Annotated in this window: 19 protein-coding genes, 1 pseudogene and 1 riboswitch; of the genes and pseudogenes, 7 read left to right on the forward strand and 13 right to left on the reverse strand. The window is 65.5% G+C overall.

All coding sequences use genetic code 11. The features are described 5' to 3' along the window. Window positions 1–59: 59 nt before the first annotated feature. Window positions 60–152, forward strand: a complete 93-nt coding sequence (locus tag HFGMBDPB_RS29725) for a Gp49 family protein (protein WP_349305379.1) — start codon at window positions 60–62, stop codon at window positions 150–152. Here the strand turns inward: HFGMBDPB_RS29725 and HFGMBDPB_RS15695 are convergent. From HFGMBDPB_RS15695 to HFGMBDPB_RS15715, 5 genes are all read right to left on the reverse strand, one after another. Further along, a complete protein-coding gene (locus HFGMBDPB_RS15695) occupies window positions 149–430 on the reverse strand; it encodes a hypothetical protein (RefSeq protein WP_212645748.1) in 282 nt (93 codons plus the stop codon). The genes HFGMBDPB_RS29725 and HFGMBDPB_RS15695 overlap by 4 nt on opposite strands. A 247-nt stretch (window positions 431–677) precedes the next feature. After that, window positions 678–884: a hypothetical protein gene (locus HFGMBDPB_RS15700; RefSeq protein WP_212645749.1), complete on the reverse strand. Its 207-nt coding sequence runs from the start codon at window positions 882–884 to the stop codon at window positions 678–680. A gap of 5 nt (window positions 885–889) precedes the next feature. Beyond that, complete coding sequence (locus tag HFGMBDPB_RS15705; protein ID WP_212645750.1) at window positions 890–1,132, reverse strand: hypothetical protein; 243 nt, start codon at window positions 1,130–1,132, stop codon at window positions 890–892. A 9-nt stretch (window positions 1,133–1,141) separates the two neighbouring features. Further along, window positions 1,142–1,351, reverse strand: coding sequence for a hypothetical protein (locus HFGMBDPB_RS15710; protein ID WP_017406858.1), 210 nt, complete (start codon window positions 1,349–1,351; stop codon window positions 1,142–1,144). A 20-nt stretch (window positions 1,352–1,371) separates the two neighbouring features. After that, complete coding sequence (locus tag HFGMBDPB_RS15715; protein ID WP_212645751.1) at window positions 1,372–1,650, reverse strand: hypothetical protein; 279 nt, start codon at window positions 1,648–1,650, stop codon at window positions 1,372–1,374. A 53-nt stretch (window positions 1,651–1,703) separates the two neighbouring features. Here HFGMBDPB_RS15715 and HFGMBDPB_RS30045 point away from each other — a divergent pair. Next, window positions 1,704–1,910: pseudogene (locus HFGMBDPB_RS30045) on the forward strand (DUF159 family protein); the annotation flags it as partial. Between the two features lie 217 nt (window positions 1,911–2,127). Then, complete coding sequence (locus HFGMBDPB_RS15725; RefSeq protein WP_212645752.1) at window positions 2,128–2,613, forward strand: SOS response-associated peptidase family protein; 486 nt, start codon at window positions 2,128–2,130, stop codon at window positions 2,611–2,613. 547 nt (window positions 2,614–3,160) lie between these two features. Here HFGMBDPB_RS15725 and HFGMBDPB_RS15730 read toward each other — a convergent pair. Further along, a complete protein-coding gene (locus tag HFGMBDPB_RS15730) occupies window positions 3,161–3,805 on the reverse strand; it encodes a DUF4124 domain-containing protein (RefSeq protein ID WP_046985144.1) in 645 nt (214 codons plus the stop codon). A 167-nt stretch (window positions 3,806–3,972) separates the two neighbouring features. Next, a riboswitch (Fluoride riboswitch) is annotated at window positions 3,973–4,036 on the forward strand. An 81-nt stretch (window positions 4,037–4,117) separates the two neighbouring features. Between HFGMBDPB_RS15730 and crcB the strand changes: the two genes are divergently transcribed. Continuing rightward, window positions 4,118–4,504, forward strand: coding sequence for a fluoride efflux transporter CrcB (crcB, locus tag HFGMBDPB_RS15735; RefSeq protein WP_016445889.1), 387 nt, complete (start codon window positions 4,118–4,120; stop codon window positions 4,502–4,504). 178 nt (window positions 4,505–4,682) lie between these two features. After that, entirely contained in the window at window positions 4,683–5,234 is a 552-nt protein-coding gene (locus HFGMBDPB_RS15740) for a P-loop nucleotide/nucleoside kinase family protein (RefSeq protein ID WP_203399450.1), read from the forward strand. 57 nt (window positions 5,235–5,291) lie between these two features. Here HFGMBDPB_RS15740 and HFGMBDPB_RS15745 read toward each other — a convergent pair whose 3' ends face one another. The 3 genes from HFGMBDPB_RS15745 to HFGMBDPB_RS15755 form a co-directional block, all read right to left on the reverse strand. Beyond that, entirely contained in the window at window positions 5,292–6,269 is a 978-nt protein-coding gene (locus HFGMBDPB_RS15745) for a FecR domain-containing protein (RefSeq protein WP_034363887.1), read from the reverse strand. 4 nt (window positions 6,270–6,273) lie between these two features. After that, window positions 6,274–6,750: a sigma-70 family RNA polymerase sigma factor gene (locus HFGMBDPB_RS15750; RefSeq protein ID WP_203399449.1), complete on the reverse strand. Its 477-nt coding sequence runs from the start codon at window positions 6,748–6,750 to the stop codon at window positions 6,274–6,276. A 157-nt stretch (window positions 6,751–6,907) separates the two neighbouring features. After that, window positions 6,908–7,789: an AraC family transcriptional regulator gene (locus tag HFGMBDPB_RS15755; RefSeq protein ID WP_203399448.1), complete on the reverse strand. Its 882-nt coding sequence runs from the start codon at window positions 7,787–7,789 to the stop codon at window positions 6,908–6,910. Window positions 7,790–7,930: 141 nt separating this feature from the next. On the opposite strand from HFGMBDPB_RS15755, the gene HFGMBDPB_RS15760 reads away from it, so the two are divergent. Beyond that, window positions 7,931–9,112, forward strand: coding sequence for an MFS transporter (locus HFGMBDPB_RS15760; protein ID WP_016453522.1), 1,182 nt, complete (start codon window positions 7,931–7,933; stop codon window positions 9,110–9,112). A gap of 83 nt (window positions 9,113–9,195) precedes the next feature. Here the strand turns inward: HFGMBDPB_RS15760 and HFGMBDPB_RS15765 are convergent, their stop codons facing one another. Next, the gene (locus HFGMBDPB_RS15765; RefSeq protein WP_016445895.1) at window positions 9,196–9,603 is read right to left on the reverse strand and encodes a hypothetical protein; all 408 of its coding nucleotides are present in this window, start codon (window positions 9,601–9,603) and stop codon (window positions 9,196–9,198) included. A 162-nt stretch (window positions 9,604–9,765) separates the two neighbouring features. Next, a complete protein-coding gene (gene lexA, locus HFGMBDPB_RS15770; protein ID WP_016445896.1) occupies window positions 9,766–10,440 on the reverse strand; it encodes a transcriptional repressor LexA in 675 nt (224 codons plus the stop codon). A 98-nt stretch (window positions 10,441–10,538) separates the two neighbouring features. Between lexA and HFGMBDPB_RS15775 the strand changes: the two genes are divergently transcribed. Then, the gene (locus HFGMBDPB_RS15775; RefSeq protein WP_212645753.1) at window positions 10,539–11,528 is read left to right on the forward strand and encodes an asparaginase; all 990 of its coding nucleotides are present in this window, start codon (window positions 10,539–10,541) and stop codon (window positions 11,526–11,528) included. A gap of 90 nt (window positions 11,529–11,618) precedes the next feature. Here the strand turns inward: HFGMBDPB_RS15775 and adk are convergent, their stop codons facing one another. Further along, window positions 11,619–12,275 (reverse strand): adenylate kinase, encoded by a 657-nt coding sequence (adk, locus tag HFGMBDPB_RS15780; protein WP_016445898.1) that lies wholly within the window; start codon window positions 12,273–12,275, stop codon window positions 11,619–11,621. Window positions 12,276–12,531: 256 nt separating this feature from the next. Continuing rightward, on the reverse strand, window positions 12,532–13,326 hold the full coding sequence (gene kdsB / locus HFGMBDPB_RS15785; protein ID WP_212645754.1) for a 3-deoxy-manno-octulosonate cytidylyltransferase: 795 nt from the start codon (window positions 13,324–13,326) through the stop codon (window positions 12,532–12,534). Between the last annotated feature and the right edge of the window lie 18 nt (window positions 13,327–13,344).

Below are 13,344 nucleotides of genomic sequence, written 5' to 3' on the forward strand. Positions count from 1 at the left end.
CGAATCCATCGAAGCCGAGATCCAGGCCAAGGGAAAGACCGCGCCGCGCGTGCGCCGCCATCGGCCGCCGCATCGCGCGCGAGAACGCAGTGCAGAAGATCTGGCCGCTGCTGGGCTTCCGGCTGCGCGACAAGCTGGCGGCAGGCTCCTAAGCCGCAGGCGCCGGGTCAGCCGGCGCTATCGAGACCACCGTTCCGTCGATTGCGACCATTTCGCCTTTCGTCGCGGGGTCAGCTTCGAGTGGCACGCCCCACATCAGGCCCGGGTGCTCGCCCTTATGCATCACATAGTCCAGGTGGTAGAGCTCCTCGGGCGGCAACCTGAACCGCTGCGGGTACTTGTCGCTGCCGTGTGCTTTCCAGTGGCCCATGAAGCCGGCGACGATGCGCTGATGGACGGTGTGCTTTGGGTTTGTGGGATCGATTGCCATGGGCGGCATTGTGCCCCCACTGTTGGTCTTACTCGGCTTGCCGCATCGCCGCTGCCCGCGCGGCCTCAGCAGCCTCTCGGGCCTCTTTCTCGGCTTGGATGACGCGTTGCTGCGGCGTCATTGATGCGCCGTCGTAGCCGCCTGTAGCGCGCTCACCGATCTGTATGTGGGAAATCCGAGACGCTCCGTAGAACAGGGCTGCGGCGATGATCAATAGCGCGATTAATTTCATCCGGGCATTGTGCCGTCACCCTTCCGGGCATCGCTCCATAGCCCAGTCCAGCGCCTCGGCGGCAGTGGGGTGTGGGCCGTCGAATGCCCTGATGCCGCGCTCATCGTCCCAGAGCACCCCTGTCCAGCGGCGAGCGGCAGGGAAGGGCAGGCAGCCATAGTCCACCACGACCGCGTACCAACCCGGCACTGTCGGCACGCCGCCCCAGATGATCGAGTCCATGTGGCTCAGCCAGCGGGCTGCTCCAGTTGCACCGCTCCCTTGCCGACCCAATGCCAGAAGCGGTGGCGCCCGTGGCCATAAATCTGCAGCTCGAATGTGATGCGCACGCGCCCGGCAAGCAGGGTGTTGATCTCGCTGGTGATGTACTGAGGTTGGTCTCTTGTGGGCGGCGGCAGCAGGCGCTGTGCTGCCGACATCTCTTCACCACGCACCTTGGCGATTACGCCGCGCTCAATCGGGTTTTGCATGGTGGGCTCTCAGAAGGGAGCGTTGGACTGGTGCACGGACACGGGGCCGACACCGCTGTAGACCATGTCACCGTCTGAGTCGTAAACCAGAAACCAATCAGGGTGGAGCTGTTCGATGAAATAGTCCTCCGGCTTACCCGGCATGACTTTGACTTCAGGCGTGCCGAACCAGCGCGGCATCGTGAGCAACGTGGGGAATTCCTCGTATGTGAGCAACATGGTGAGCCTCCTGGGTGGGATCAGTAGTCGAACTCGCAGGACCACTCCTGCGCGTGCCATGCGTGGTCACAGTGTTCCAACCCGCTGAACTTCATCTTGCCCGCGCACGCGTAGATCAGCCGCGGCTCGAACAGTTGGTTCTTGCCGTCGTCTCCGAGGATGCGCAGCACGGGAACGGTCCGCTTCTCGCCAGGCACGGGTGCGTGCAGCAGGTCCAGCTCGCCCTTGACGTACTGCAGCGGGCCACGGTGGTAGCTGCGTGCGCCTGCTGTGCGGAGGATGGTGACTTTGACTTTCATGACTGTATAAATATACAGTTATCTGGCTGGGTGAGAAAAGTTAGCATCCACTTATGTGCAATCGATATAACACCCCGCGTGAGATCGAAGTTGAGCGCATGTGGCGGGTCGGCCGGCAGGCGCCACTGCCATGGTGGAAGCCGCACGTCGCGCCGCTGGCCCTGGGGCCGTACATCAAGCCCGGTGGCGAGATTGAGGTCGGGCAGTGGGGCATGATCCCTCGCAGCTCGAAGACGCGGCGCCCGATGACCAGCGACGGCAAGCCTATGTCCACCAACAACGCTCGGCGCGAGACCATTGCAAAGTCCTGGACGTTCGCGCCGGCCTGGCGCGCGGGCCAGCGCTGTTTGATCCCGGTCGAATCTTGGGTAGAGCCCTATTGGGGGCTGGGCTCGCGCAACGTGTGGTGGTCGTTCCGGCGCGCGGACGGGCAGCCGGCGGCGCTGGCGGGCCTGTACAGCGAGTGGACGNAAGCCTATGTCCACCAACAACGCTCGGCGCGAGACCATTGCAAAGTCCTGGACGTTCGCGCCGGCCTGGCGCGCGGGCCAGCGCTGTTTGATCCCGGTCGAATCTTGGGTAGAGCCCTATTGGGGGCTGGGCTCGCGCAACGTGTGGTGGTCGTTCCGGCGCGCGGACGGGCAGCCGGCGGCGCTGGCGGGCCTGTACAGCGAGTGGACGGACCCGCAGACAGGCGAGGTCGTGCCGAACTACACGATGATCACGCAGCCTGCTGATGGGCACCCAGTGCTCTCGCTGATGCACCGGCCCGGCAAGGAAAAGCGGGGCGTAGTAATGCTGGAGCAGCAGGACTGGGACGCCTGGCTGCACGGCACGGCCGCCCAGGCCGACGCGCTGATCAAGCTGCCGCCGCTGGGAGCGTTGCGGAGCGGGGCAGAGAAGCCTGAGGAAGAGGGCCTCCTTCCCTCCGAGCAGCTGCTCGCTTTAAAGGCTGAGGAATAAGCAGAAGCAGAACCCGCTTCCCGCCGAATACGGTGTAGGTTCTGGTGTAGCTTTTGGAGAATATCCTGACAATCAGAGGGAGAAGGCTTCTTCAAGAATGATGATGTTCATTGCCTGTGAATCTCTCATAAGCCTTTGATTTATCTCCGGGTTGCCGCGCAAGAGGTTGTCGGCAAATGTTCTGATCCGCTTTTGCGCTTTGCCCTGGGCATCATCAACGCCTACCTGAACCGGCCTGCCTGACTATTGTGTGACGCTTGCGCAGCCAGGGCCCCGAGGCCCGACGGTCACATTGTCGTTCAACCAGCCCCGGGCTTGAGGCTGAAGGCTTCGGCCCGCGCCAGATCGCGCAGCCGTGGTTACACAAGCCGCGCAGATGCCAGCAAGCCCTGGCAGGTGAAGCCGATCACTGGCACGCTCTGTCGCCCGCGCAGCTGTATCAGCGAATTACACCCTGCAACGCCTTGCGGACCCCTGGTCGGACGGGACTTGGGGGTTGTCACCTGCCGGCGAAGCCGGTGAAGGCCGAGAGTGTGATGGACCGCGCTCAGTCGCACTCAATCATGGTTCCACCCAGTATTCGGCAGCTCCGCCCTTGACTGTCACTGATGAATTGGCCGTTGCGGTTGTAGATTCCGCCATTGCTGTCGTAGCAAAGTGCACCCTTGCAACTGGATAGAGGAACAGGCTGAGCCGCCCGCGGTGTGAAAACCGGCTTCGGTGGTTCCTGCATCAGCGGCGTATTGGAGCCGCATGCAGCATTGACGCTGGTGATTGCTGCATTGGTGCGTATCCGTTTTTCATCCAGGGAAAGGGTGCGAATGCTGGATACGAATTCCAGCTCCTTGCGCGCCTCCTTGCACTGGGAGGATGCGCCGAGCTGCTCCGGTGCAGGAGCATTCGCTTTGCGGGCCTGCTGTTCGATGACGCGCTGCTGGCTCTCGATCTGGCGCTGCTGCATTTCGTTCATCTGGCGCTGCTGCTTTCGCTCATTGGCCTCTGCGGCCTCGGCCCGTTCGCGGTAGATTTCATCGTCCGATTTTTTGCGCTGTATCAGTGCGCCGGATTGGTCGCTGCTGCAGGGGCTGTCTGAAAAAATCAGTTTTCCAGAAACATCCTTGCATTGATAGACCTGGGCGGCGGCAGGTAAAGCCAGAAATGTCGCAACGATTGTCAGAGTCAATAGGCGCATATGCATCTCGGTGAATGAATGGGAGTGATGGTATCCCGGTACGGTGAATCGGTTGAGATTAAGTTATTCCAATAGGCCGCTGCAAGGGATGCAGGGTCGGTATTGCCGCCAGGGGATGGCTGCCTGTGCTCGCTTGCCCGGAGTAAACTCGACCACCGCAGCACTGGCTGCACGATGGGAATGGAGCTTCCCGAAACCGCCCTGCAAGGGGCTGATGGCTCCTGCCTTGGTGGGGCGTGTCCTGCCGGTGGCAGGGCCGTGTCTTGATCCTGCCCGGCGCGCCCGTCCCGGTTGTTTGATGAAAGGACGGTCATGGGTATCTACGGTTTCATTTTGGTGTTCGTGGGCGGCGGCCTCGGCTCCGCGCTACGGCATGGTTCGAACCTGCTTGCACTGCGGCTGGTGGGCAGTGCCTATCCGCTGGGCACCTTGGCGATCAATGTGCTGGGCGCTTTCGTGATGGGGGTGGTGGTGGAGTGGTTTGCGCTCAAGACTTCGCTGCCGCAGAGTGCGAGGCTGTTCATCACCACGGGCATTCTGGGCGGCTTCACCACGTTTTCGACCTACGCGCTGGAGATCGGCATGCTGTACGAGCGCGGCGACTGGCTCGCTTCCGTGCTGTATGCGCTGGGTTCGCTGGTGCTGGGCGTTGCCGCGCTGTTTGCGGGGCTGGGGCTGGTTCGGATGGTGGCCCATTGAGGCACCCTGATTGCGCTATGCTGTGCGCCATGGCCCGCCTGAACGCAACGCAGATTATTCGCACCATCCATTGGATGGTGGGTTAGCCAGCGGCCTTCGGCGCCATGCAACCCGCCCAGAGGAGGCGGGTTTTTTCATTCCGCCTCCAGGGTTTTCACAAGCCTTTCAGGAGATGGATATGCAGGTTTTCGAACCGTCCCGCCATGCGGACGACGCCCAGGCCGTTTCCCGCGCTGCGCGGCCGGCCACGCTGCACATGGTCTGCGGCAAGATCGGCTCGGGCAAGTCGACGCTGGCACGGCAACTGGCGGCGCAGCCCGGCACGGTGCTGGTCAGCGAGGATTCCTGGCTGGCCGGTTTGTATCCTGGCGAGATGCAGTCGGTGGCCGACTATGTGCGCTGCAGCGCGCGGCTCAAGGAATTGATGGGGGCACATGTGCAGGCGCTGCTGGATGCCGGCGTTTCAGTGGTGCTGGACTTTCCTGCCAACACGCTGGAAGGCAGAGGTTGGGCGCGCAGCGTGTTCGAGAGGGTGGGTGCCTCCCACCGCCTGCATTTCCTGGATGTGCCCGATGAGGTCTGCAAGCAGCGCCTGCGTGCGCGCAATGCGGCGGGGGATCATCCCTTTCAGGCCAGCGATGAGCAGTTCGACCTGATCACCAGCTACTTTGTCGCGCCTTGCGCACAGGAGGGCTTCGACGTGGTGCATCACCCGTATGTGCGGGCCTGACTGCAAAGGCCGTGCGGCCGCCGGCTCGCCCACTGGAACGCCTTCTCGATCGCCTACTCAATCCCCGCCAGACCGTGCCTGCACTTGCACCCAATAGCGTGTACGGGTGCTCAACTGCAAGGGGAAGCGGCTGACGAGCGCGGCCAGGGCGCGATCGGTGTCGTCCACGGGAAAGGCGCCCGAGACACGCAGGCCTGCCACCTCGGGCGTGCAGCCCAGGTAGCCGGGCCGGTAGCGGGCGAGGGCGTCGATCAGCTGGCCCAGCGGCATGTCCAGCGCGATCAGTCCGCCTTCGTGCCAGCTGGCGGCAAAGGGATCGGCAGACGCGGGTGGCTGGGCGGCGCTGGCCGAGAAGGCGGCGTGTTGCCCGGCCTGCAGCTCGGTGGGGGTGGCTTCGCTGTCCAGGGGCTGCAGGCGCACGGTCTTTTCCTGCACGTTGACATGGCACAGGCCGTCGTCCGCGACATGGACCGTGAAGCGCGTTCCCAGGGCCAGTACATGGCCTTGCGGGGTTTGCACACTGAAGGGGCGGCCCAGTGCGTCTGGCCCGGTGGCGACGAGGATGCGGCCGCGGTAAAGGCGCAGCAGGCGCTGGCGGTCGTCGAAAGCCACGTCCACGGAGGTGGCTGTATCCAGGGCCACCAGGGAGCCGTCGGGCAGCGTCAGGTCGCGGCGCTCGCCAGTGGCGGTGCGATGAGCTGCCTGCCAGTGCTCGAGCGGCGCGCCTTTCCAGGCGAGCCAGGCCGTGGCACCGCTGCCCAGGCCAAGGGCCACAGCACGCACCGCAGAACGGCGATTGGGGTCGGAGCGGCGGCCCAGCGCCTGGCGCGCCAAGGGTGCGGGCAGATGCGACAGCTGTGCGGTGACGGATTGCACGCGCAGCCAGGCGCGCTGGTGGGCGGGGTCGGCCTCGTGCCAGTCCGTCCATGCCTGCTGCAGGCTTGGCGTCACCGCGGTGCCGCGCAGTTTCACATGCCAGGCAGCGGCCTCATGCAAGGCCCGTCGGTCGTTGCTTTCCAAAGATCCCTCGCCCATGTGGCTATGCCAGGACCAGGCAGCAATGCTCCATCGCCCGGGTCAGGTAGTTGCTGACGGTGCGCCGCGACACGCCCAGGCGCTCGGCGATCTCGGGGTAGCTCAGTTCCTCGAAATGGGACAGGACGAAGGCTTCGCGCACCTTGGGTGCAAGGCCCTGGAGCATGCGGTCCACGTCGAGCAGGGTCTGCTGGACGATGGCCTGCTCCTCGGGCGAAGGCGCCAGCGACTGCGGCAGCTGGGCAAGATAGTCCAGATAGGACTGCTCCAGCGTGCGGCGGCGAAACAGGTCGGTGACCAGGCCGCGGGCGATGGTGGCCAGGTAGCGCCTGGGCTCGCGGATGTCCTGCTGCGGCACTGGCGAGCGCAGCAGGCGCACGAAGGTGTCCTGGGCCAGGTCGGCCGCATCGTCACGGTTGCCCAGGCGCTTGCGCAGCAGGCTTTCCAGCCAGGGATGGTGATTCTGGTAGAGGCTGTGCACGGAGAGGGCTTGTGCGAAAGAAGCGGGGAGGCCGGGCGTAGAAGCCGAGATGGGCAACGTGTCGGTTTCGGTTGCAAAAGATAATAAGAATGCTTATCAATTATCTTTCACGCGGGCTTTACTCCTGAGGACTGGGTATCTTTCTGTTGCATGTGCGCTACAGGGAGATGCTGGCGGAACTTCCACGCCGGCCCTGCGCCGGGCGATTGCGCTGGTAGGCGCTGGGCGGAGCGCCAAAGCTGCGCCGGAAGACGGCGGTGAAGGCGCTGGGACTGTCGTATCCATGGGAGAGCGCCACTTCCAGGACCGAGGCGCCAGCGGCCAGCCGGGGCAGGCTGAGCAGAAGACGGGCCTGGCGGCACCATGCGCCGAAGTTCATGCCGGTCTCGCGCAGGAACAGGCGTGCCAGCGTGCGGGGATGCATGTGCAGCCGCTGTGCCCAACTGGCCAGGCCGGCGTCCTGCGATGGGTCGTCCACAAAGCTGCGGCAGCAGGCGGCCAGGGCGCCATGCCGGGGCATGGGCACGTGCAAGGACAGGGCGCGGGCGCGCTCCATTTCGTCGAGGATCAACTGCATGACACGCTCCTCCCTGCCGCCCAGCGGGTAGTCCATGGGCAGCTCGATGGCCTCCAGCACGAGTTCGCGCAGCAGGGGCGTGACCTGCATCACTCGGCAGTCATGCCACAGGCCGGGCCGCAGCCCCGGCTCCACGAACACGGTGCGCATGGCCACGGGGCCGGCGGCCATGTGGATGGCGTGCAGGGACTGTGGTGGAACCCAGACGGCGCATCCCGGGGGGACGACCCAACTGCCCGAATCCGCGCGGATCAGCATCACTCCCTCGGTGGCATGCAGCAGCTGGCCGCGGCGGTGGGCATGCGGTGCGATGGCAGCGCCGGCCGCCATGTCTGTGGCAAAGGCCACGACCGGGCGGGCCGTGTGCTCGCCGTGCGGGGGCAATGGAGCGGCCGCAGGCACGTCATCCAGGCAAGCGCGTGTGCGGGCATGGGAAAGTGGGCCACTTTGCCGGGTTGTCATTTTCTCGACGATTGTTGTTGCTTCGTAGCAGGAATGCAGATCATGCACTTTCTACGATGACCCACTTTCAATCCGCAGGAAAGTGGCAGGTATGGAGATGATTTCCCTTTCGAGAATGACGGACGTGACAGGAGGCAGGGCATGAACCGCGCACGTCTGGGGCTGCTTACGGGCACGCATGCCATCAACGACCTCTACCAGGGACTGGTTCCTGCGCTGTTGCCCTTCATGGTGCTGGAGCGCGGCTACAGCTATACGGAAGCCAGCGGCCTGATGCTGGCGGCCACGGGCCTGTCGAGCATGGTCCAGCCGCTGTTCGGCCTGTATGCCGACCGGTCGCCACGGCCCTGGATGGTGCCGGCCGGCTTTGTGGTGGCCGCCCTGGGCCTGGCCCTGGTGGGCATGAGCCCGGACTACTGGGTCAGCTGGTTGGCTGCCGTGCTGTGCGGCCTGGGGATCGCGGCCTACCATCCGTCCGCAACGGTGGCGGCCCGCATGGCGGGCGGCGGCTCGCAGAAGGCGATGAGCGTGTTTTCGGTTGGCGGAACGGCGGGGGCATCGTTCGCTCCCATGCTGGCTGCGGCCGTGGTGGGCGCAGGCGCCTTGCACCGCAGCTGGATGCTGGCCCTGCCTGCAGCGGCCATGCTGGTGCTCTGGTATGCCTGTACTTGGCGGGATGGAGCCAAGGACCATTGCGCCACCCGGCGCCTGGCCGTGGCTCAGGGCGAATTGCCCGCCAACCACTGGCGCGCCTTCTTCCTGCTGTGCGGGGTCATCGTCTGCTGGTCGATTCCCTATGTGACGGTGCTGTCCACCCTGCCCATGTTCGTGACGCGCGAGCTGGGCGGCTCGGACTTCATGGGAGCGGCCACGCTGACCTCATTCACAGCCGCTGCGGCGGTGGGCACTTTGCTGGGGGGCACGCTTGCAGATCGCCGGGGGCGCATGCAGGCCATCCGCGCCGGCTACCTGTTGGCATTGCCTGCTCTGGCGGCCCTGGCCCTGGCCTCCACGCCATGGATGGCGCTGGCCTGCACCATGGCCCTGGGCGTGTGCATGTTTCTTCCGTTTGCCGCCCAGGTCACGCTGGCCCAGGACTATCTGCCGCGCAACCAGGCCACGGCCAGCGGGCTGACCCTGGGGCTGGCCATGTCGATAGGCGGCATGGTGGCGCCGTTGTTCGGCATGCTGTCCGATGCGCGCGGACTGCGTTTTTCGTTGAGCGTCGTGCTGTGCATTCTGTGCGTTGCCGCGGCGCAGGCGTGGTGCATGCGCAATCGGCGCAGCGAGGGGAGTGCTGCACCGGCGGCTGTCAGGGCCTGATGCGCAGCCCCTGCCGCTGGGCAAAGCAAGAGACAGGCCCGGGCTCTCGCAGACCGGGTGGACGGGTTGGTCTCAGGGCGACCTCAGGCCGGTGTCTGCGCGCCGTGCGCTTCCATGCGTTCCAGGGCGGCACAGACATCGGCCATGCGGCCCGAGATGAACAGGCATTCGGGCTGCTCCTGCGGCGAGCGCTGGATGATGCGCAGACCCGAAGGCAGGGCCTGATCTGCCGGAAGTGAGGGCAGTTCGGGTTGCAGGGGCAGCAGCAGCTGCGCATCCCTGTGTTCTGGCAGCCGTGCTGACTTGCTGCGCCGCTGCTGGCTGCGGCGGCGTGCCTTGCTGAAGGACAGGATGGTCGCCTGCTCGGATTGCACAGGCGATTCGGGCTGGATGGTGCGCATGGCGGGCTCCATGGCGGCGGCGGGCAGGCGAATGCCCTGTGCCAGGCGCAGGAAGGACAGAGAAGACAGTGTTGGCAGAGCGAATCCCATGTGACGACTCCTGTTGGCGTATTTCAAAGAGGCATGGACACAGGCAGGATTGCGGTTTGCGGGCAAAGCTCCGCCCAGGGCGAAGCTGCAAGGCTTCGCGCCTACCACCTGGGCGGTGCATGAAGTAGGGGGTGGCAACCCGTGCAGGGCTGCCTGTCCGGTTTACATGGACATGCTGTTGCGGATCAGCCCCACGGCCAGGCCTTCAATGGCAAAGGCCTCTTCGGGAGCGACGCGGATCACCGGGTAATCGGGGTTTTCCGGCAGGAGCTCCACGCCCTGCGTGGTGCGGCGCAGGCGCTTGACGGTGACTTCATCTCCCAGGCGTGCCACGACGATCTGCCCGTTGCGGGCTTCATGCGCGGACTGCACGGCCAGCAGATCGCCGTCCATGATGCCCGCGTCGCGCATGGACATGCCGCGCACGCGCAGCAGATAGTCCGGGCGGACCTGGAACAGGCTGGGTTCGACGGAATAGGTCTGGTCGATATGTTCCTGGGCGAGAATGGGCGAGCCCGCCGCGACGCGGCCCACCAGCGGCAGCATCAGCGGCGCCAGGGCCGACAGCGGCAGCCCGAAGCTGGTGCCGCGTGCGGCATTGATGTTGCGCACGGTGTCGGTACGCAGGCGAATGCCGCGGGAGGTGCCGCTGACCAGTTCGATCACGCCTTTGCGGGCCAGGGCCTGCAGGTGTTCCTCTGCTGCGTTGGCGGACTTGAAGCCCAGCGTGTTGGCGATTTCCGCGCGGGTGGGGGGAGCGCCCGTGCGGGAGATGGCGGCCTGGATCAGGTCCAGGATCTGTTGCTGGCGGGCGGTGAGCTTGGGATGGTCGAGCATGGCGTGCGTCCGGTCCTTGAATTCAGATGGCAGGCAGAGAAGTCATCTGATGATTTATACAGTATCTGTATTTTTAACCAGTTTTCCAAGAGGTGCAAGTGGGGCAGTCAAAGTTGGTGATTCTTGGCACGGGCGGCACCATCGCCGGCCGGGCGGATTCGCAGTCGCAGGCAGTGGGATACAAGGCCGGACAGATCACGGTGCAGTCGCTGCTCGATGCCGTGCCGGATCTGGAGCAGCAGGCGCTGGGGCCTGTGCAGACGCAGCAGATCGCGCAGGTGGACAGCAAGGATATGGACTGGCCCGTGTGGCGCGCGTTGCTGCGTGCCTGCACGCAGGCGCTGGAGGATGCGGACACACGCGCCGTGGTGATCACGCATGGAACGGACACGCTGGAAGAGACGGCCTGGCTGCTGCACAGCCTGCTGCCTGCCGCCAAGCCCATAGTGCTCACTTGCGCCATGCGCCCGGCCACGGCCCTGCTGGCCGACGGACCGCAGAATCTGCGCGATGCCGTGACCGTGGCCGCCAGCGGCGGGCGCAGCGGTGTGTGGGTGGTGGCCGGCGGCGAGGTGCATGCGGCGGCCCAGGTGCAAAAGGTCCACCCTTACCGACTGCAGGCCATGCGCTCCATGGAAGGTGGCCCGCAGGCCGTGGTGGAGGAAGGACGCGTGCGCTGGCTGGTGCCTGATGCGCCGGTCACGCCGGTCGCCCCCGTTGCGCGGATGGTGATTTCCGCTCCCGCTCTGTCTGACCTGCTGGCGCTGGATGAGCTGCCCTGGGTCGAGGTGGTGTTCAGCGGTGCCCTGGCGCGTGCCTGCGGCGTGGATGCGCTGGTGGCCGCAGGCGTGCGCGGCATCGTGGTGGCCGGCACGGGCAATGCGACCGTTCACGAAAGCATGGAAGCGGCCTTGCTGCGTGCGCGCGACAAAGGCGTCTGGATCTGGCGGGGCACGCGCTGCGCCGAAGGCCTGCCCGTTGCCTCGGGGCTTGGCACGGACCCCGCAGAGGCCGATCTGGTCCAACTGCCCGTGGCCAAGGCGCGGATTGCCATGATGCTGGCGCTGGCCGCGCAGCCGCGCGACTGATCCTCCGGGCGTCGCCGGCGCTTCAGATGCAGGCGGGCAACAAAAAAGCACCCGGCGGGTGCTTTTCTGGGGTCTGGCGCATGGCCTGCGTCATTCAGCCAGTGCTGCCAGGGCGCGCTGGGTGATGTCTTCCACCGAGCCCAGGCCGCTGATGGCGCGGTACTTGGGGGCTGCTGCGGCTTCCTTCTCGGCCCAGGCGCGGTAGTAGTCCACCAGCGGGCGGGTCTGGCTGCTGTAGACGTCCAGGCGCTTCTTGACCGTTTCTTCCTTGTCGTCCTCGCGCTGCACCAGCGGCTCGCCGGTCACGTCGTCCAGGCCTTCTACCTTGGGCGGGTTGAACGTGACGTGGTAGGTGCGGCCCGAAGCGGGGTGGGAGCGGCGGCCGCTCATGCGCTCGATGATGGCATCGAAGGGCACATCGATCTCGAGCACGTAGTCCAGCTTCACGCCGGCGGCCTTCATGGCGTCGGCCTGGGGAATGGTGCGGGGAAATCCGTCGAACAGGAAGCCGTTGGCGCAATCGGGCTGGGCAATGCGCTCCTTGACCAGATTGATGATCAGGTCGTCGCTGACCAGTTGGCCGGCGTCCATCACGGCCTTGGCCTGCTGGCCCAGGGGCGTGCCGGCCTTGACGGCGGCACGCAGCATGTCACCGGTGGAGATCTGGGGAATGCCGTACTTCTGGCAGATGAAAGCGGCTTGCGTGCCTTTGCCGGCGCCGGGTGCGCCCAACAAAATCAGTTTCATGGAAGTCCTTGAGGAGAGTAGAAATTCTTGTCTGCCGGATCGGCCCACCGGGGCGGACAGTCCATGCGTCATATTTTTGTCGCGGGCAAGGATAGCACGCACAGGGCCAACACTGGCTTACACGCACGGGGCAAAACTGTCGCCTGTGCAATCGCCAAAACCTGCGTTTTGCTGTCCGACAAAACCGCATGGGCGGCGTTGCTGCAAATGGCGATGCCCGGCATCGCCATTTGTGCGTTTTCAGCGGCCGGCCGATTCAGGCCGGCGGGTTGGACAGCTGGGCGCGCACCCGCTCCAGATCCTCGCGCGTGTCCACGCCAGGGCCGGGTGCATGGGGTGTGACATGGACGGCGATGCGGTGGCCGTGCCACAGCGCACGCAACTGCTCCAGGGCCTCCAGTGCCTCGGTGGGTGCCTGGGAAAGCTGGGGGAAGCTGCGCAGGAAGCCGGCGCGATAGCTGTAGATGCCGATGTGGCGCAGCGGTGCGAAGCCGGGGTGGCCCAACGCTGCCGATGCCGTCTCCCACCATGCCTGGTCCGCATGCTCGCGCGCGAAGGGAATGGGCGCACGGCTGAAATAGTGGGCCATGCCCTGGGCATCGCAGACGACCTTGACCACGTTCGGGTTGACGAAGTCGGCAAGGCTGTCAATGGCATGCGCCGCCGTTCCCATGCTGGCCGAAGGTTGCCGGGGCAGCAGGGCGGCCACGGCGTCGATGAGTTCGGGGGCGATCAGCGGCTCGTCGCCCTGGACATTGACCACGATGTCATCGCCATCGAGACCCAGCAGCGCGCAGGCCTCGGCCAGTCGGTCGCTGCCGCTGGCATGGTCGTTGCGCGTGAGCACGGCCGCCACGCCATGCGCGGCACAGGCGGCGAAGATGCTTTCGTCATCGGCTGCGACCACGCACCGTGCGGCGCCGCTGCGGCTGGCGCGCTGTGCCACGCGCACGACCATGGGAAGCCCTGCAATGTCGGCCAGGGGCTTGCCCGGCAGGCGGCTGGAAGACAGGCGGGCGGGAATCAGAACCGTGAAGGGCGCGGAGGACATGGTGCGTGCAGGAGTGAG

The sequence above is a fragment of the Delftia sp. PE138 genome, from assembly GCF_018320755.1.
In the GTDB taxonomy this organism is placed as follows: domain Bacteria; phylum Pseudomonadota; class Gammaproteobacteria; order Burkholderiales; family Burkholderiaceae_C; genus Comamonas; species Comamonas tsuruhatensis.